General features: G+C 38.3%; 17 protein-coding genes and 1 other annotated feature. Of the genes, 14 read left to right on the top strand and 3 right to left on the bottom strand.

Annotated features, from left to right (window positions below; all coding sequences use genetic code 11):
• Positions 1–43 precede the first annotated feature (43 nt).
• The 4 genes from KQI58_RS17350 to KQI58_RS17365 all read left to right on the top strand — a co-directional run bounded on the left by KQI58_RS17350 (position 44) and on the right by KQI58_RS17365 (position 4,752).
• The gene (locus KQI58_RS17350) at positions 44–943 is read left to right on the top strand and encodes an ABC transporter ATP-binding protein (RefSeq protein ID WP_216410260.1); all 900 of its coding nucleotides are present in this window, start codon (positions 44–46) and stop codon (positions 941–943) included.
• A complete protein-coding gene (locus tag KQI58_RS17355) occupies positions 936–2,195 on the top strand; it encodes an ABC transporter permease (protein ID WP_216410261.1) in 1,260 nt (419 codons plus the stop codon). The genes KQI58_RS17350 and KQI58_RS17355 overlap by 8 nt, the downstream gene beginning before the upstream one ends.
• A 94-nt stretch (positions 2,196–2,289) precedes the next feature.
• Positions 2,290–3,105: an aldo/keto reductase gene (locus KQI58_RS17360; protein ID WP_216410262.1), complete on the top strand. Its 816-nt coding sequence runs from the start codon at positions 2,290–2,292 to the stop codon at positions 3,103–3,105.
• Between the two features lie 198 nt (positions 3,106–3,303).
• Positions 3,304–4,752, top strand: coding sequence for an alanine/glycine:cation symporter family protein (locus KQI58_RS17365; protein ID WP_216410263.1), 1,449 nt, complete (start codon positions 3,304–3,306; stop codon positions 4,750–4,752).
• Between the two features lie 57 nt (positions 4,753–4,809).
• On the opposite strand, the gene KQI58_RS17370 is transcribed toward KQI58_RS17365, so the two are convergent.
• The 3 genes from KQI58_RS17370 to KQI58_RS17380 all read right to left on the bottom strand — a co-directional run bounded on the left by KQI58_RS17370 (position 4,810) and on the right by KQI58_RS17380 (position 7,699).
• Positions 4,810–6,081, bottom strand: coding sequence for an ABC transporter permease (locus KQI58_RS17370; RefSeq protein WP_216410264.1), 1,272 nt, complete (start codon positions 6,079–6,081; stop codon positions 4,810–4,812).
• Position 6,082: 1 nt separating this feature from the next.
• On the bottom strand, positions 6,083–6,760 hold the full coding sequence (locus tag KQI58_RS17375; protein ID WP_216410265.1) for an ABC transporter ATP-binding protein: 678 nt from the start codon (positions 6,758–6,760) through the stop codon (positions 6,083–6,085).
• A gap of 213 nt (positions 6,761–6,973) precedes the next feature.
• Positions 6,974–7,699, bottom strand: coding sequence for a gamma-glutamyl-gamma-aminobutyrate hydrolase family protein (locus KQI58_RS17380; RefSeq protein ID WP_216410266.1), 726 nt, complete (start codon positions 7,697–7,699; stop codon positions 6,974–6,976).
• A gap of 227 nt (positions 7,700–7,926) precedes the next feature.
• Positions 7,927–7,974: a sequence feature (sodium ion sensor (DUF1646 type); this cis-regulatory element may regulate processes involved in with the transportation of sodium ions), on the top strand.
• Positions 7,975–8,023: 49 nt separating this feature from the next.
• On the opposite strand from KQI58_RS17380, the gene KQI58_RS17385 reads away from it, so the two are divergent.
• Genes KQI58_RS17385 through KQI58_RS17430 form a run of 10 tightly spaced genes read left to right on the top strand, consistent with a single transcriptional unit; the run spans position 8,024 to position 17,923 of the window.
• On the top strand, positions 8,024–8,347 hold the full coding sequence (locus tag KQI58_RS17385) for a hypothetical protein (protein WP_216410267.1): 324 nt from the start codon (positions 8,024–8,026) through the stop codon (positions 8,345–8,347).
• Entirely contained in the window at positions 8,334–10,295 is a 1,962-nt protein-coding gene (locus KQI58_RS17390) for a V-type ATP synthase subunit I (protein WP_216410268.1), read from the top strand. Before KQI58_RS17385 ends, KQI58_RS17390 begins: the two co-directional genes overlap by 14 nt.
• Before the next feature lie 18 nt (positions 10,296–10,313).
• A complete protein-coding gene (locus tag KQI58_RS17395) occupies positions 10,314–10,784 on the top strand; it encodes a V-type ATP synthase subunit K (RefSeq protein WP_010744503.1) in 471 nt (156 codons plus the stop codon).
• Positions 10,785–10,795: 11 nt separating this feature from the next.
• Complete coding sequence (locus KQI58_RS17400; RefSeq protein ID WP_216410269.1) at positions 10,796–11,380, top strand: hypothetical protein; 585 nt, start codon at positions 10,796–10,798, stop codon at positions 11,378–11,380.
• 53 nt (positions 11,381–11,433) lie between these two features.
• Complete coding sequence (locus KQI58_RS17405; RefSeq protein WP_216410270.1) at positions 11,434–12,429, top strand: V-type ATPase subunit; 996 nt, start codon at positions 11,434–11,436, stop codon at positions 12,427–12,429.
• Positions 12,419–12,730 carry a V-type ATP synthase subunit F gene (locus tag KQI58_RS17410; protein ID WP_016182017.1) on the top strand — a complete coding sequence of 104 codons (312 nt, stop codon included), beginning with the start codon at positions 12,419–12,421 and terminating at the stop codon, positions 12,728–12,730. Before KQI58_RS17405 ends, KQI58_RS17410 begins: the two co-directional genes overlap by 11 nt.
• Before the next feature lie 13 nt (positions 12,731–12,743).
• Complete coding sequence (locus KQI58_RS17415; RefSeq protein ID WP_216410271.1) at positions 12,744–14,525, top strand: V-type ATP synthase subunit A; 1,782 nt, start codon at positions 12,744–12,746, stop codon at positions 14,523–14,525.
• Positions 14,518–15,894 carry a V-type ATP synthase subunit B gene (locus tag KQI58_RS17420; protein ID WP_016182019.1) on the top strand — a complete coding sequence of 459 codons (1,377 nt, stop codon included), beginning with the start codon at positions 14,518–14,520 and terminating at the stop codon, positions 15,892–15,894. Before KQI58_RS17415 ends, KQI58_RS17420 begins: the two co-directional genes overlap by 8 nt.
• A gap of 4 nt (positions 15,895–15,898) precedes the next feature.
• Positions 15,899–16,531: a V-type ATP synthase subunit D gene (locus tag KQI58_RS17425; RefSeq protein WP_216410272.1), complete on the top strand. Its 633-nt coding sequence runs from the start codon at positions 15,899–15,901 to the stop codon at positions 16,529–16,531.
• A 33-nt stretch (positions 16,532–16,564) separates the two neighbouring features.
• The gene (locus KQI58_RS17430) at positions 16,565–17,923 is read left to right on the top strand and encodes a TrkH family potassium uptake protein (protein ID WP_216410273.1); all 1,359 of its coding nucleotides are present in this window, start codon (positions 16,565–16,567) and stop codon (positions 17,921–17,923) included.
• Positions 17,924–18,067 lie beyond the last annotated feature (144 nt).

Here is an 18,067-nt window from a genome sequence, read left to right on the forward strand (position 1 = left end):
ACTTTTGGGGAAAGTGGATTTAATAATAAAAAGGAGTGAGAAGATGTTAGAGGTTAAGAATTTGAGTAAAAGTTTTGGATCGTATAAGGCTTTAGATAATATGAGCTTTACGATTGAAGATGGGAAAATTTTGGGGTTGATTGGACAAAATGGTGCGGGAAAAACGACTACATTTCGTTTGATCTTGGACTTCTTAACAAAAGATTCGGGCAGTGTTTTGTGGAATGGACACACATTGTCGGGAAAAGACTATAATACAATTGGTTATTTACCAGAGGAAAGAGGACTATATCCTAAGGTAACGATTGAAAATCAATTGCTTTTCTTTGCTTCATTGAGAGGGAAAAGTAAACAAGAGATTTCACCAAAAATTGATGAATGGATGGATAAATTCCAAGTTAAGGGTAAGAAGACCGATAAGGTAAAATCGCTTTCTAAAGGAAATCAGCAAAAAGTTCAATTGATTTCTACCTTGATTCACGAGCCGAAATTAGTAATTTTAGATGAACCTTTCAGCGGCTTAGATCCGGTCAATGCGGAATTATTAAAAAATGGCATTATTGAATTAAAGGAAAAGGGATCGTGTGTTATTTTCTCTAGTCATAATATGGATAATGTTGAAAAAATCTGTGATCACTTGATTATGTTACGAAATGGTGAAACAGTTTTAAATGGCAAGGTGCATGAGATTCGCGAATCATTTGGACGAAGCAAATTGTATCTAGAATCTCATCTGACCAAAGAAGAATTAGAAGCCTTTGCAGGAGTTCATACAGTGATTCAAAAAGAAGACGGCAGTTTTGATATTACATTGGAAGATCCGGCGGCAGGACAAGAAATATTTGATGAAGCGACAAAAGCTGGATACATTCCTATGTTTAATCAACAACCACCAACACTAGAAGAAATTTTCAAATGGAAAGCAGGTGCTGTAAATGATTAAAATGGGTATTATTATCAAAGATGTCTATAAAAAGAACGTAAAATCGACGGCTTTTCTCATTATGATCCTAGCACCATTTCTACTTATGGGAATTTTCTATTTGTCACAATATTTCTTCGGTGATGCAAATGACATCAATAAAATCGGAATCGTAAGTGATCAACCTGCGATAGCAGAACAATTGGCTAAAACTAAAAATGATGATTACAAATTCAAAGTAATTACCAGTGACAAAAAGGCTCAAGCACAATTAGAGGATAAAAAAATCGATGCCTATCTTGATTTGAAAATGGGCAGCGATCAAGTTTCTGGAAAACTTTATAGCAAAACATCTTTGGGAACCTCAACTGAAATGCAGTTACAACAAATTTTAAGCTCGATGCAGGCAAATATTCGTGCTAGTCAATTAAATCTGACTACAGCACAGGTTCAAAAAGTGATGGAGCCAGCAAAGTTTGAATCAACAAAAGTGATTTTTGAGAACGGCAAGATGAAAAATGATGGTGGGGACTCGGGAACACAGTTTATCTTGAGCTTCTTGACGACGATCATTATGTTTGTGTTTATTGTCAGCTATTCATCCATCATCGCTCAAGAAATTGCTTCTGAAAAAGGCACGCGAATTATGGAAGTCTTACTTTCCAGCATGAAGGCTAAAACGCACTATTATGGAAAACTGTTAGGTGTATTATTAGTAGCCTTAACTCAATTATTGATCTACGGTGTTGCTATTGTACTAGGATATAGACAGTTCAAAGATATGGACATGGTAAAGGATCTGCTTAGTAATGTATCGATTAAGGCCTTATTAGGCAGCGGAGCCTTTGTCATTATAACCTTCATGTTGGTGGGGCTATTCTTGTACGCAGTATTATCAGCGTTATGTGGTTCTTTAGTAAGCAAGCCAGAAGACACGGCGAAAGCGATCCAACCTGTAACCTATTTATCGATGATTGGCTATATGTTGAGTTTGATTTTAGGAACTTCTGATCCAACCAATGTGATAATCAAAGTCACATCTTATATTCCTTTCTTGTCGTCTTACAGTATGCCCTTACGACTTGCCTCTGGAACAGTCGCACTTTCTAGTGCTTTTGTATCCTTAGCAATCTTAGTTTTATTCACGATTCTCTTAACACTTTTCTCAGCTCAATTGTACAAATCAAATGTATTAGTGTACAGCGAAGGTGGAACATGGAGTGCTTTAAAACAATCAATTTCTATCATGCAAAATGATCGGAAAAAGAAATAACCTATTCAGTTGACCGTTGAAACAAAATCTCCGACAATATAGTTGTACTACAAATCGTAAAACTCATTTTTAATACGATTAAGGAGGAAGTTTGATGGACAAAACGAAACAGTTGGCAAATGGGATTGAGATGCCAAGACTTGGTCTAGGTGTATGGCGAGTGGAGGACAATGACGCGACGAATTCTGTAAAGTGGGCAATCGAAAACGGCTATCAATTAATTGATACGGCAGCGGTATACAAAAATGAGCAAGGCGTTGGTGAAGGGATTCGACAATCAAACATCAAACGGGAAGATTTATTTATTACCACAAAACTTTGGAATGCCGATCAGGGTTATGAATCTGCTCATCAAGCTTTTAATGATAGTTTAGAACGTTTAGGTTTAGACTATGTAGATCTTTATTTGATTCATTGGCCTGTAGAAGGCAAGTTTAATGATTCATGGAAAGCGATGGAAGAAATTTATGAAAGTGGTCGAGCAAAAGCGATTGGCGTGTCAAACTTTCATCAGCATCACATCGAAGAACTTATGGTAACAGCAAAGATCAAACCCATGGTCGATCAAATCGAATTGCATCCGACTTTAACGCAAGTGGAGTTACGTGAATTTTTGGCGAAAGAAGGTATCGCTGTTGAAGCATGGTCTCCTCTTGGACAAGGGAAGATTTTGCATAATCCAACGCTTGTTGAAATTGCCGAAAAACATAATAAATCTGCTGCTCAAGTGATTATTCGCTGGCATTTACAAAGTGATATTATTGTGATTCCAAAATCTGTTCATGAAAATCGTATCAAAGAAAATTTCGATGTGTTTAATTTTGAACTGAACGATGAGGAAATGGAACGAATTAACGCGCTGAATATTAATGAGCGATTAGGAGCAGACCCAGATAATTTTGATTTTTAAATTGAATAACGGTTTTTACTTGTTATGCCAAAAACATGAGCGGACATTTCTACGTCTGTTCATGTTTTTTTTTAGAATTTTAAAAATATGATGTAGTTCGCGAGTTTGTTTTTCAAACAAAAAAATAGAATTATTTTTGTCAGAATAGTATTTCGTTAAAACATTTATGATAAAATAGCAAGAAAAAGGAGGGTTTTGATGGAAGAATTTTTAGTAAAAATTAATTCTTTGATTTGGGGAGCTCCGATGATCATCTTAATTCTAGGAATCGGCATTATTTTAACTGTTGGTTGCCGGATGATCCAAATTCGTCGTTTACCTTTGGCGCTGAAGTATATGGTGAAAAATGAAGAGGGCGGTCAAGGGGATGTCACTAGTTTTCAGGCGTTATGTACGGCATTATCGGCAACGATCGGTACGGGTAATATCGTCGGCGTTGCTACTGCAATTGTTGCTGGGGGGCCGGGAGCATTATTTTGGCTAGAGCTCGCGGGATTATTGGGAATGGCTACGAAATACGCAGAAGGACTATTAGCGGTAAAGTATCGTACATTTGATGATCATGGAAAAGCGTTAGGTGGACCGTTCTATTATATTGAAAACGGATTGGGACCTAAGTGGAAATGGCTAGCTAAAATGTTTGCCTTTTTCGGAGCAATTGCCGGTTTGATCGGAATTGGTACTATCGCTCAGATTAATGGTATCACTTCTGCAGCAGAAACCTTCTTTGATCCAGAAAAATTAAATACGCTTACGCTTTTTGGTAATGAATATTCTTGGGCAGTCATTATTACGGGTATTGTAGTAACAATCTTAGTCGCTATTGTTTTAGTAGGAGGCGTTCAAAGAATTGCCCGTGTATCTGAAATTATCGTTCCATTGATGATCGTGATCTATGTAGGACTTTGTCTGTTTATGGTTATTTTAAATATTACAAAATTACCTGGTGTTATTATCGAAATTTTCCAAAGTGCTTTTGGCTTACGTGCTGTTTCAGGTGGTGCATTAGGTGCGATGATGATAGCGATGCAAAAAGGGATCGCACGAGGAATCTTTTCAAATGAATCAGGTCTAGGAAGTGCGCCTATTGCTGCAGCTGCTGCTCAGTCAAAAGAGCCAGTACGTCAAGGATTAGTTTCAATGACTGGGACCTTTATTGATACGATTGTTGTCTGCAATATGACCGGTATGGCGATCATTTTAACTGGAGCATGGAAAACTGGATTAGATGGTTCTGCAGTAACGATTTATGCGTTTGCGGAGGCATTGCCACTTACCCAAACGGTGGCATCTCTTTTATTGATGATCTGTTTAGCATTTTTTGCTTTTACAACTATTTTAGGATGGAATTATTATTCGGAACGTTGTCTAAGTTACTTAACGGGCGGAAATACCAAGTTTTCAGCGATATTCCGTTGGGTTTATATCTTTGCTGTTTTCATTGGCCCTTATTTAACCGTTTCAGCTGTGTGGACGATTGCTGATATTTTTAATGGATTAATGGCCTTTCCAAATATTGTTGCTTTGATTTTGTTGAGTCCAGTTGTATTTAAAGAAACCAAATCTTATTTTGCTCGATTATCTGCAGGCGAAGTAAAGGAGTTTTCATCCGTATCATTAACGGATGCTTCACTTGATGATGACTAAATTCTAAAAAAATAAAGAAGCTGTGGCAAAATTATTGATTTGCCACAGCTTTTCTCGTTATTCGTAACGTAACGCATTGATTGGATCTAACCGAGCCGCTCGATTGGCAGGGAAAGTTCCAGCTAAAAATGCAATCAGCATAATTATTAATAGGATGATCAACATGGATGGCCAAGAAAACTGCAATAAGGTTAGTCCCGTTAGGCCATCTAAAAATGAAGTTGTAGCAAAATCATTTAAAAAATGTCCAGCTGCAACAGCACCAGCAATTCCTGTAACGCCACCCCAGAAGCCAATCAGTAAGGCTTCAATACTGAAGGTTAAAAAGACTTTGAAGCGTCCCATTCCCATAGCCTTCATCAAACCGATCTCTCGTGTACGATCTTGAACAGACATGTATAGTGTATTGATAATTCCAAAACTTGCAGCTAATAATGCAATCGCCCCAAACAGAGTGAGTACACCTGTGATCGCGTTAATAACTTGTCGAATCATCCCAATCTCATCTTCAACAGTCATAGCAGTGAACCCTTTTTTGGTTAGACGTTTCTTTAGCTGTTCGATTTGTTTCTTCGATAAATTTTTATCCATGGTAGCAAAAAGGGTCCCATACTTATTTTTCATATTTTCTGGCATTCCTTTTTCGTTTACACTGACAATTTTGTCTGATAAGGCTTTACTCATAATCGACTGACCTTGTTGGATCAAACTAACATTTCGAACACCGACGATAGTCGCATTAAGAATTTCTTGTTCGCCTGTAGCTTGACTGCTGACCGCAATTTTTAAATTCTGATTGAGCGCGTCCTTGGCTGTTTTAAAACCTAAAGATTTCATATATTCAGGAGCAATATTGATTTCATACCTATCACCAGTACTGTTCACTTCACGACCAGCCTCTAAATCAATAGAAATATCACTGACACTTACCGCCGATAAAAGATATTTTTCTCCATCATTTCGTTGAATGTAGTCGGTTGACAGAAAATGAAAAGGCTCAACTTTTTTAATTCCTTTTGTTGCTTTAATTTTCTCCAAATCCTTTGTTGTTAAATAGTCGGCATCCGCTCCAGAAGCCTTATCAGGATCGTATTTTTGCGTTTCATTGTCAGTAGACCCCATTTGAGATTCAGGAAAGACCATCAGTTGATCTTCACCGCCAACGCCATTAATTTGTCGATCAATATAATCATTGACTCCGTTATTGACTCCAGTTGTTAAAGAGATTGTGAAAGCTCCGATAAAAATCGCGATTACCGTTAAAATAGTTCGGCCTTTATTGCGCCATAAGTTCGAGCTTGCAGATTTGATAATGTCAAAAAGTTTCATGTTAGGCACCCTCCAATAATTGACCATCTTTAATATGAATTTGTCGATCGCATCGATCTGCTAATTCTGGGTCATGGGTTACGATAATTAAGGTGATGCCTTTTTGTTGATTTAAATCAAAAAGCAATTTCTCGATTTTTTCACCAGTGGCTGTATCCAGATTTCCAGTTGGTTCGTCGGCAAAAATGATTTCTGGTTGATTAACGATCGCACGAGCAATACATACACGCTGTTTTTGACCACCTGACAAATCATTCGCTTTATTGTTCGCTTTATCACTCAATTCGACAGCTTCTAAAGCGTCTATTGCCATCTGTTTTCTTTTTCGGCTCGGGATTCCGGCAATTTTTAATGGCAATAAAACATTCGATAAAACCGTGTCCTTAGGATTTATAAAAAATTGTTGGAAGACAAAACCAAATGTTTCATTCCGCATTTTATTTAGCGAACTATTTTTTATTTGGCGTGTATCTTGATTCAGTAAAGAAATTTTACCTGAACTTGGTCGATCCAGTAACGCTAATATATGCATTAAAGTTGATTTCCCTGATCCACTTTTACCAATAATTGCGACAGATTCTCCTTTTTTTATCGCGAAATTAACCCCTTTTAATGCTTCAAAAGCCGCTTGGCCAGAACCATAAACTTTTTTCACATTAGTTACTTCAATTGCATTCATTATTTTCCTCCTTTTAGCTAAAAGCTATGGATTGATTCTCCCATAAGTCGAAAATAATAAAATGGTACTAAAGTAGTATTTTAATGATTATCATGAAAAAAATTGAATTTAAATGCGAATTTATTGCTAGGTAAATGTTAATCGTAATATTTGCCTAGCAAAGTTTCTGTACGACTTCAAGTTAGAAAGTATAAAAAAGAGTAAATCATTGACTTACTCAAAGTCTTGAACAAAGAAATCAAACAACGCTTGTTCTTGGGGATTATTTTGACGTGTTAGTTCTGGATGCCATTGAACACCAATTATTTTTGTGTTTCGTTCACGACTTTCGACTGCTTCGATGATACCGTCGGTTGACCAAGCAATTGGAACAAGACTTTCAGCTAGCTCTTTAATAGCTTGATGATGGTATGAATTGACCTGTGCACGTTCACCAAATAGGGGGGCCAATGCAGAATCTCCTTTGACAGTAATAGAATGCAGGCCGAAATCGGGGACAGTGGGGAACATATCATGTTTTACTTTCCAATCATCATATTGGGATAAATCTTGATATAGCGTCCCGCCTAATGTGACATTTAGAAGCTGAGTGCCGCGACAAACAGTAAAAATTGGTTTATCTTGTTTGATCGCTTCTTTGATCAAAGCCATCTCGAATGAGTCGCGATCAATGCTTGTAGGTCCTAGCTTCGGATGTGGTTCTTCCCCATATAGAAAAGGAGTGACATCCTGTCCGCCAGCTAATAATAGCTTATCAATCGTTGCAACATAATCACTAGCCAGCTCAGGATCGCTGATAGGTAATAAAACGGGAATGCCACCCGCTTGATGTACACCGTTAATAAAGCCTTGGGGACTATAAGTAAATTGTTGATCAAAAAAATCTTGATTATTTTGATAATGTTGATTCGCTGCGATGCCTATAATATTTTTTTTCATAATCAATCACTCCTTCTATCTTTTGATACCATAGCCAAAACTTAAAAAGCAAGTAATTCGATCTTAAAATTTTCTTTGCATTTGTTGTAATAAAAAAAACTGCTATAAATATGAAAATAAAGTAATGTGTCGTTCAAAGCCTTTAGGAAATTTTTGTCTTTTTTTTGAAAAATAGTTACGAAAACACCTTTTTTTGATATACTGTAGTCATTGAATAAATACAAAAAGGTTGGGCGTAAGCTTCAAGGATCGTGTTCTTCAAGGGGTGAGAAGAATAACCTTGAGAGTTTTGCGTTCTTTTTTTGTATGTAAAGGAGGGTTTGTGTGTTAGAAGCTTTAGAAAAAATAAAATCTGCTGAAGAACAAAATGAAAGAAAAAAAGAGCAATTACTGGCAGAGCTGACAGCTTATGAAGCGAGTAAAAAACAAATGCTACAAGAAAAGCAGGAAGAACTAAGAACTAATTTTTCAAATGCTTTGTCAGAAAGAGAGCAAAATTTAGCTCAAGACTTAGCAGCGGAAGAGCAAATTTTATCCCGAAGTGCTGAAGAGGCTATTAAGTTGATGGAAGAAAACTATAGTTCAAGGAAAGAACAGACGATTCAAAAAATTATTGAAAGGGTGATCTCGGAATATGGCAGTCAGTAAAATGAGTAAGCTGACATTAATTGCTCAACAAGACTATAGTGAGCGAATTTTATCTGCGATTCAGGGTTTCCAAGGAGTGGAAATTCGAGACCTCTTTCAGCAAAACGTCAGTAATGAATGGGTCGAGGAGTATTTTAATGAAATAGATCCTTTGCCTAGTCAAGACACGCTCGCAAAGATTGATTACCAGTTAGAGCAAATCACACATGCTATTAGATTTATCGAACATAACGGAAGTAGTCGAGAAAAAGGCCTTCATCTCAAACGTCAAGTCGCCACTTTAAGGACTTTAGAAGAAAATTTCGATGAAGCTGTTTTACTTTCAGAACTGGAAAGTATCCAAGAGCTGGAACAGCATTTTTTAGATGCGGGTTCTAGACAACGCGATTTGAGCGAACAAGAAAGTCTTTTACAAAAATGGCAGACGTTAGATTTTTTGCCAAAAGAATATGGGCTACGCTCATCAAAGTGTTTTTTAGGAACTGCTGATGCAAGTATTTGGGAATCATTCAAACAAGAATTGAAGGATAAACAAATTCATTATGAAGTTATTTATAGCGATGATCATATTGTCAATTTCGTCCTATTATATTTACGTGCAGAACAAGGAGAGGTACAAGAGCTTGTTCGTCAATTCAGCATAGTCGCCTTCAATTATAATCGAACACAGCTTCCTAAGGCTGAACTGGCTAGTATCCAACGGGAAATGATGAAATTAGTAGAAGAACAGAAGAAGTTGGCTCGACTGATCGGTCAGAAAAAAATCGTTATTGAAAGTTTGGAAACATCAGAAGAAGTATTGCTGGCACGAAAAAATCGATGGTTAATTCATGATCGTTTTATTAAGGATGATAAAGTATTTTTACTCCAAGGGTGGATTGAGACTGACAGTTTCAAAAACTTTGAGACTTTTGTAGGAGAATTGATTGGCGCTGAAAATCTATATATCGAAATTGAAGAACCAACGGATACAGAGATCAATGAAGAAATTCCTACTAAATTAAAGAATCATAGGTTAGTTAAGCCTTTTGAGATGTTAACGGAAATGTACAGTTTGCCAAAATATCATGAAGTTGATCCGACACCGTGGTTTATGCCATTTTACTTTGTCTTCTTTGGAATGATGGTAGCTGATGCGGGATATGGCGCTCTAATGTTAGTAGCAACAACTGTTGCTTTGCGAACAATATTACCGCGCGGAATGGAGCGATTTATGCGCTTTTTCCAAATTTTGGCCATTCCTACTATTTTATGGGGCTTGATCTATAATTCATTCTTTGGTTTTTCGTTAGGCTATACACCAATTCTCTCTACGAGTGATGATGTTATTAGTATTTTGATCCTATCTATCGTTTTTGGTGTGATACAGATTTTTATCGGATTGGGATTAGCTGCCAAAGAGAATATCAAAGCCAAAAATTATCTAGGTGCAGTTTCAGATGGTTTTGCTTGGCAGGGAATTATGGTCGGGGCAATCATTGGTGGTTTAGGAAAAATGCTGATGGATAGTCAAGCGCTCTTCTTTATCGGCGTTTGGCTGGCAGTTTTAAGTGCTTTGCTGATAATCGTTACCCCGATGCTACAATCAAAGTCTAAATTAAAAGGATTAGCTAAAGGGGCATACAACTTATATGGAATCACGAGTTACATCGGTGATTTGGTTAGTTATACACGGTTAATGGCTTTGGGTATTTCTGGCGGAAGTATTGCCGCAGCATTCAACATGTTGGTGGGCTATATGCCTCCAATAGCGCGTTTTAGCGTTGGTATTTTATTGATGTTGGCTTTACATGGATTAAATATCTTTTTATCTTTATTGTCAGCATATGTTCATGGTGCTCGATTACAATATGTAGAATTTTTTGGGAAATTTTACGAAGGTGGCGGACGTGCGTTTAGTCCACTAAAAACAGAAGAAAAATATGTAAATATCGAACAAGAAAAATAATTGGAGGAATTTTAAACAATGATGGAGTATTTGATTAATAACAGTGGTGGTATTATTTTTGCAATTTTAGGAATGGCTACAGCAACAATTTTCTCAGGTATCGGGTCATCCAAAGGGGTGGGTATGACGGGTGAAGCGGCGGCAGCGTTGACGACTAGTCAGCCAGAAAAATTTGGACAGGCGTTAATCTTACAGTTGCTACCAGGTACACAAGGTTTGTATGGCTTCGTTATCGCGTTCTTGATTTTCACTAATTTATCTGGTGACTTATCTGTTGTTCAAGGTTTAGGATACTTAGGTGCGTCATTACCAATTGCATTTACTGGACTATTTTCAGGGATTGCTCAAGGGAAGGTTGCTGCCGCAGGTATTCAAATCTTAGCGAAAAAACCAGAACACTCAACAAAAGGGATCATTTATGCTGCCATGGTTGAAACGTATGCAATCTTAGGGTTCGTTATCTCATTCTTGTTAGTAGGACAAGTGTAAGGAGTTTTTTGATGGAAGCAATCGAAAAGATAGTCGAGCAGCTGAACCAGCAGGCTGACTTGGAACAGCGTCAGCTGAAAGAAAAAGAGACCGCGCGGATTGATCAGGACTTTCAGGCAGAATTAACAGAAATGAAGGCAGATCATCAAAAACGCTTAGAGAAAAATTTGCAAAATCTTGAAAATAATTATAAACAAGCTAAAAATCGGCGGCAGGTTGCACAAAAACAAATGATTTTAAATCAAAAACAAGCAATTTTAGAGCGAGTGTTTGCTGAAGCTGTGGTACTAATGGAAAATTGGTCAACGAAGGAACAACAGGAGTTTGCTCACAATGCATTAAAGAAGATGCAATTACAGGGGGAATTGGTCTTTGTTCCAGGAGAAAAATCTCAGACTGTTTTTACAAATGAATGGCTTGCTGAACAAAATAGTACGCTACCTTATCAATTGGTTATAGGTGAAAAGCCTGTTGCAGCTCAAGCAGGTTTCCTTTTAGATAAAGACGGTGTGCAATATAACTTTCTTTATCAAAGTTTAGTAAGAGAAATACAACAACGAGAGAGTTTTCAATTTGCTCAAACACTGTTTGACTAAAGTGGCGATAATTAGATTTTCATAGTAAGAGACTACGAATTAGGAGGCATTGAATGAAACAATCTACGTATCATGAATTGAATCCGCTGGTTCGTTTGAAGGAATTGGAACTGTTAACGCCTGAATTTATGGGGCGAATGTTAAAAGCAGAAGATATGGAAGAAGTTGAGACGCTCTTTAGAGGAACGATTTATGGAGAATATTTAACTGATAATTTTTCTGAAAGTTTTGAAGAAGCTCTAGGAAAGGCTCAAGAAGAATTATTATCGGAGTTAATAAAAATCGTACCTGATACAAAAGTAGTATGGATTTATACGATGCGTTTTACCTTCCATAATCTAAAGGCATTGATCAAGGCCGAATTACTAGATCAAAACTTTGATGATCTTTATATTTATGATGGTTTTTATTCTTTAGACCAAATCAAGACGGCTATTCGAACGGGTCAAGCCAGCGGGCTACCGGATTTTTTACTTGAAAGTTTACAGGAAGTCCGAGAGCACTTTGAAGAATCAAATAGTTTACAAGGGATTGATATTATCCTTGATCGCAAATATTTGTATTGCCAAAGGAAAATAGCCGATTTGATTGATGAGCCAGAGCTGTCAAAAGAGGTTATTAGTTTCATCGATTTTACTAATATACTGATGGTAGCACGAGGAATCAAGCAAAAGAGAAGTCGCAATTTCATGTCAACAGTATTATCGAGTCATGGAAGTATTCCAAAAGAAGAACTGCTTGATTGTGTTGAGAGTGATTTAGAACGATTTACACTTTTTCTACGAGCAACCTCTTATGGTGAAATAATCGAACCAATCATTCAAGAAAATACAATCAATCTAACTCAGTTAGAGCGGCTTTGTGATGATTATTTAACTGGCTTTTATGAAACGGCACAAACTCAAGCCTTTGGACCGTTGCCTGTATTAGCGCTGTTAAATGCAAAAGCCATCGAGGCTAAAAACCTTCGCTTGATTATCACTGGCAAAGAAGTTGGATTATCAGATGAACAAATAAGAGAGAGGATGCGTGAGACATATGGCACATAAAATTGGTGCAATCGGTGACAAGGACTCTGTCTTACCATTTAAACTTTTTGACTTTGATACCCGAACAACGAAAGATAAACAACTCATTCGACAGCAAATTGATGAAATGGCTAAAAATGACTATGGCATTATTTACATCACTGAGGAATTTGCTCAGCTTGTACCTGATACAATTAAACGTTATGAAGAAAAAATGATTCCAGCAATTGTTTTGATTCCTAATCATGAAGGGACATTAGGCATCGGCAAGTCCATGATTCAAGGACAAGTTGAACGAGCAGTCGGACAGAATATTTTATAAAGGAGCTAATGACTTGCAAGAAGGTAGAATAATTAAAGTTTCTGGTCCACTAGTGTTGGCAGAAAATATGGAGCAAGCGGCTATTCAAGATATTTGTTACGTAGGTGACCTTGGGGTTATCGGTGAAATCATTGAGATGCGCGGCGATGTGGCATCTATTCAAGTATATGAAGAAACTGCAGGCATTGGACCAGGAGAACCAGTTAAGACAACAGGAGAAGCACTTTCGGTAGAATTGGGTCCGGGAATTGTTTCTCAAATGTTTGATGGTATTCAACGCCCACTAGATACATTTAAGGAACAGACTGACAGTAATTTTCTTAGTCGCGGTGTTCAAATTCCAGCATTAGACCATTCGAAGAAATGGTGGTTTGATGCAACTGTTGAAGAGGGAATCACTGTGTCAGCCGGGGATATCGTCGGGACAGTAAATGAAACAAAAATCATCACGCATAAAATTATGGTACCAAATGGTGTTAAAGGGACCTTGAAGAAAATTACATCCGGAGAGTTCACGATCGATGAGACCGTTTATGTGATTGAAACACAAAACGGCTTAGAAGAATTTTCGATGTTGCAAAAATGGCCAGTACGTCGTGGACGTCCTGTATCCGAAAAGCTTAATCCAGAAGCTCCAATGATTACAGGCCAGCGAGTAATCGACACGTTCTTCCCAGTAGTAAAAGGCGGTGCTGCCGCAGTGCCAGGACCATTCGGGGCTGGTAAAACAGTCGTTCAGCATCAGATCGCTAAATGGGCAGATGTTGACATTGTGGTTTATGTTGGTTGCGGTGAGCGCGGAAATGAAATGACCGATGTATTGAATGAATTTCCTGAATTGATCGATCCGACAACAGGGGAATCCTTGATGGAACGAACGATTCTAATTGCAAATACCTCCAACATGCCGGTAGCTGCACGTGAAGCCTCCATCTATACGGGAATCACTATTGCAGAATATTTCCGTGATATGGGATACAATATCGCTATCATGGCAGATTCTACTTCACGTTGGGCGGAATCTTTGCGAGAAATGAGCGGACGTTTGGAAGAGATGCCCGGGGATGAAGGCTATCCTGCTTATCTAGGTAGTCGTTTAGCAGAATACTATGAGCGTGCTGGACGTGTGATTGCTCTAGGAAGTGACGGACGTGAAGGTTCGATTACAGCAATTAGTGCGGTTTCACCTTCTGGTGGTGATACTTCTGAACCAGTAACTCAAAATACATTACGTGTAGTAAAAGTATTTTGGGGATTAAGTGCAACATTGGCACAGCAACGCCATTTCCCATCAATTGATTGGATGGAAAGTTATTCGCTGTATTCTTCCGAAGTTGGGAAGTACTTAGACAATGACTTACAAGCAAATTGGTCTCAAATGGTAGCAGAAGGTATGCGGATGCTGCAAAAGGAATCTGAACTGAATGAAATCGTTCGTTTGGTCGGAATTGATTCATTGTCGGAAAAGGATCGTCTAACATTAGAGGTTGCGAAATCTTTAAGAGAAGATTATCTGCAGCAAAATGCCTTTGATGATGTGGATACTTTCACATCCAGAGAAAAACAATTCAAAATGATTCGAAATATTCTGACTCTCAATAAAGAAGGTCAACGTGCATTAGAATTAGGAACCTATTTGAAAGAGATCATGGATGGCACGGTCACTTTACGCGATCGAATTGCACGAAGCAAATATATCTCAGAGTCAGAGTTAGAAAAATTAGATCAAATCAACTCGGATATTGTATCAGAAATTCAAGCGATCGTTGCTGAAGGAGGAATGACCAATGATTAAAGAGTATAAAACCATCAATGAAGTGGTCGGACCTTTGATGGCAATTGACAAAGTTGAAGGGATAAAGTATGAAGAGCTACTGGAAATTCGTTTAAAAAATGGCGAGTTGCGTCGCGGACAAGTTTTAGAAATCCATGAAGACAAAGCCCTAGTTCAGATTTTTGAAGGAACGAGCGGTATCAATTTAAAAGAATCTACGGCTCGTTTTTTAGGACATCCGTTGGAGTTAGGCGTATCTGAGGATATGGTTGGCCGTGTCTTTGATGGCTTAGGTCGTCCAAAAGATGGCGGACCAGAAATACTAGCGGAAAAGAATGTTGATATCAACGGGGAAGTAATTAATCCTGTTTCGCGAGATTATCCGGATGAGTTTATTCAAACTGGGATTTCAGCGATTGATCACTTGAATACGTTAGTTCGTGGACAAAAATTACCCGTGTTCTCTGGTTTTGGTTTGCCGCACAAAGAGCTGGCGGCACAAATTGCCCGTCAAGCGACTGTATTAAACAAGGAAGATGACTTCGCTGTAGTGTTTGCCGGGATTGGTATCACTTTTGAAGAAGCTGAATTCTTTATGGAGGATTTCCGTCAGACAGGTGCAATAGATCGTTCAGTCGTGTTTATGAATTTGGCTAACGATCCAGCTATCGAGCGGATTGCAACTCCCCGCATGGCTTTGACAGCGGCTGAATATTTGGCTTATGAAAAAGGAATGCACGTGTTGGTTATCATGACAGACATGACCAATTACTGTGAGGCCCTTCGAGAAATTTCAGCGGCTCGTCGTGAGGTTCCTGGCCGCCGTGGCTATCCTGGGTATCTGTATACGAACTTGGCGACATTATATGAACGCGCTGGTCGAATTCGCGGCTTGAAAGGTTCGGTAACCCAAATACCGATTTTAACGATGCCAGAAGATGATAAGACACATCCAATTCCCGATTTAACGGGATATATTACAGAGGGACAAATTATCTTATCTCGAGAATTAGATAAAAATGGCATCCAGCCGCCGATTGATGTATTACCGTCCTTATCACGTTTGAAAGATAAGGGAACTGGTGAAGGAAAGACGCGGAAGGATCATGCGCCAACGATGAACCAATTGTTTGCAGCTTATGCCCAAGGGAAACAAGCTAAGGAACTAGCCGTCGTATTGGGAGATTCTGCTTTGTCGGATGTCGATAAAATCTATGCAAAATTCGCTGAGCGTTTCGAAGAAGAATATGTGAATCAAGGATTTTACGAGAATCGTTCGATTGATGAAACATTGGATCTTGGTTGGGAACTATTGGCAATGCTGCCAAGAACAGAGTTGAAACGAATCAAAGACGATATGTTGGACGAATATTTAACAAAAGGAGAATGATCCTATGGTGAAATTAAATGTTAATCCAACACGGATGGAGCTTACACGCTTGAAAAAGCAACTGACGACTGCAAGTCGCGGTCATAAGCTTTTGAAGGACAAGCAAGATGAGCTGATGAGACGTTTCATTTTACTGGTCAAAAAGAATAACGTCATGCGTGCTGAAGTCGAAGAAGAACTGCAGCAAGCAATGAAAAATTTCTCAGTAGCCGATGCGTTATTGAATGATAAGTACATTGAAGAACTGTTGGCTGTGCCTAAAGAGCGTGTAACGCTTGATGTGATTGAAAAAGATGTGATGAGCGTAAAAGTTCCGATTATGAACTTCCAACATGAAAAGGACCTTGCTGATGGTCCGCTTGAGTATGGTTTTTTGAATTCCAACGATGAGCTGGATCAAAGTATTAAAAAATTCACGAAAGTTCTGCCTAAATTACTAGAGCTGACTGAAATCGAAAAGACTTGTCAACTAATGGCTAAGGAAATCGAGAAAACGCGTCGTCGTGTTAATGCTTTAGAGTATATGACGATCCCTCAGTTAGAAGAAACGATTTATTTTATCAAAATGAAATTGGAAGAAACTGAACGTGCAGAAGTGACTCGCATGATCAAAGTTAAAAATATGGGTGCTACTTGAGAAAGTAGCTCCTTTTTTTGAAGGTAGGAAGCTATGGTTAAAGAAAAACACTGGCCTTTTAAAATCTATCCTATTCAATTTATTGCTTTAGGCTTTGCTGTAATTATTTTGTTTGGAAGTGTGTTATTAACTCTGCCAATATTTACGAAATCAGGACAGGGAACACCGTTTATTGATGCACTATTTACAGCAACATCTGCAACTTGTGTAACGGGGTTAACCACATTGACAACAAGTGAACACTGGAATATGGGTGGGCAGTTGATCATTTTAAGTATGATTGAAATCGGCGGGTTAGGCTTTATGATGATGCCTTTCATTTTTATGGCGATCATGAAAAAAAAAGTCGGTTTGATGACGCGGATCATTTTACAGGAATCATTAAATTTAGATAGTTTATCCGGTGTAATGAGATTGATGCTGTATATTTTTCGTTTTGCGATGGGATTTCAATTATTAGGCATGCTATTGTTAGCTATCGACTTTGTCCCAACTTACGGATTCGGAAAAGGGCTTTGGTATTCGTTCTTTCATTCCATTTCGGCCTTTTGTAACGCTGGCTTTGATTTATTCGGCGATAGTTTGGTAGGATTTCAAGATAATGCGTATGTGTTGTTTGTGATTTCTGGATTGATCGTCGGTGGTGGTTTAGGGTTTATCGTTTGGCAGGATTTGATGAATTTTCGTAAGACTCGAAAGCTTAGTCTGCATAGCAAACTTGCGTTAACTGTTTCGCTCAGCTTACTGATTATTGGGACAGTCGTGTTTTTTATTTCTGAATCCGGCGGACGTTATATAGTAGGGAGCTCGTCTCCAATAAATCGTTTTGCAAACATGCTTTTCATGTCGGTGACTGCTCGAACAGCTGGTTATTTTTCAGTTGATTATGGTAGCGTCAGTCAAGCGGGAATCCTTTTTACAATAGTTTTGATGTTTATTGGCGGGACACCTGGATCAACGGCGGGCGGATTGAAAACAACGACATTCGGCGTTTTATTGGTCCAAACGATTTCTATGCTGAAGGGAAGGATGCATGCGGAGGCTTTTAGACGAACGATTCGTCCTTCTGTTGTTTCTCGTGCACTGACTTTGTTTTTTATAACGTTGACCTTATGTATCGCAGTAACGATGTTAATGTCAGTAACGGAAGTTTTGCCACGTTTTCGAGGAATTGAATATCTTTTGTTTGAAACTTTCTCCGCTTTTGGAACAGTCGGATTAACGATGGGGCTGACTCCTAGTTTAAGCCTTATGGGAAAAATCTTGATCATTGGTTTGATGTATATCGGCAGAGTGGGGATTCTGACAGTTGGTTTCTCACTAACCATGCGTTTAATGAAGAAAGACCAAGGAAATTACAAATTGCCAGAAGAAAGTGTCATGATTGGATAAAAAGAGTCGTCCATTGGGAAATTTCGGCTCTTCGTCAAATCGTGTTGGTGGAGACAAATTTGAATAAAACTTAGTCCGATATGCGGCGCGTTCTGTGCGCCGCATATTTTTTAGTTTTCAAAGATCAGTCCTTGTTGTAAATAG

The organism is Enterococcus raffinosus (assembly GCF_018917525.1).
Taxonomy (GTDB): Bacteria; Bacillota; Bacilli; order Lactobacillales; family Enterococcaceae; genus Enterococcus_A; species Enterococcus_A raffinosus_A.

Coding starts and splice junctions, on each gene's coding strand:
- KQI58_RS17350 (WP_216410260.1), top strand. CDS start 44: ATGTTAGAGGTTAAGAATTTGAGTAAAAGTTTTGGATCGTATAAGGCT.
- KQI58_RS17355 (WP_216410261.1), top strand. CDS start 936: ATGATTAAAATGGGTATTATTATCAAAGATGTCTATAAAAAGAACGTA.
- KQI58_RS17360 (WP_216410262.1), top strand. CDS start 2,290: ATGGACAAAACGAAACAGTTGGCAAATGGGATTGAGATGCCAAGACTT.
- KQI58_RS17365 (WP_216410263.1), top strand. CDS start 3,304: ATGGAAGAATTTTTAGTAAAAATTAATTCTTTGATTTGGGGAGCTCCG.
- KQI58_RS17370 (WP_216410264.1), bottom strand. CDS start 6,081: ATGAAACTTTTTGACATTATCAAATCTGCAAGCTCGAACTTATGGCGC.
- KQI58_RS17375 (WP_216410265.1), bottom strand. CDS start 6,760: ATGAATGCAATTGAAGTAACTAATGTGAAAAAAGTTTATGGTTCTGGC.
- KQI58_RS17380 (WP_216410266.1), bottom strand. CDS start 7,699: ATGAAAAAAAATATTATAGGCATCGCAGCGAATCAACATTATCAAAAT.
- KQI58_RS17390 (WP_216410268.1), top strand. CDS start 8,334: ATGGCAGTCAGTAAAATGAGTAAGCTGACATTAATTGCTCAACAAGAC.
- KQI58_RS17395 (WP_010744503.1), top strand. CDS start 10,314: ATGATGGAGTATTTGATTAATAACAGTGGTGGTATTATTTTTGCAATT.
- KQI58_RS17400 (WP_216410269.1), top strand. CDS start 10,796: ATGGAAGCAATCGAAAAGATAGTCGAGCAGCTGAACCAGCAGGCTGAC.
- KQI58_RS17405 (WP_216410270.1), top strand. CDS start 11,434: ATGAAACAATCTACGTATCATGAATTGAATCCGCTGGTTCGTTTGAAG.
- KQI58_RS17410 (WP_016182017.1), top strand. CDS start 12,419: ATGGCACATAAAATTGGTGCAATCGGTGACAAGGACTCTGTCTTACCA.
- KQI58_RS17420 (WP_016182019.1), top strand. CDS start 14,518: ATGATTAAAGAGTATAAAACCATCAATGAAGTGGTCGGACCTTTGATG.
- KQI58_RS17425 (WP_216410272.1), top strand. CDS start 15,899: ATGGTGAAATTAAATGTTAATCCAACACGGATGGAGCTTACACGCTTG.
- KQI58_RS17430 (WP_216410273.1), top strand. CDS start 16,565: ATGGTTAAAGAAAAACACTGGCCTTTTAAAATCTATCCTATTCAATTT.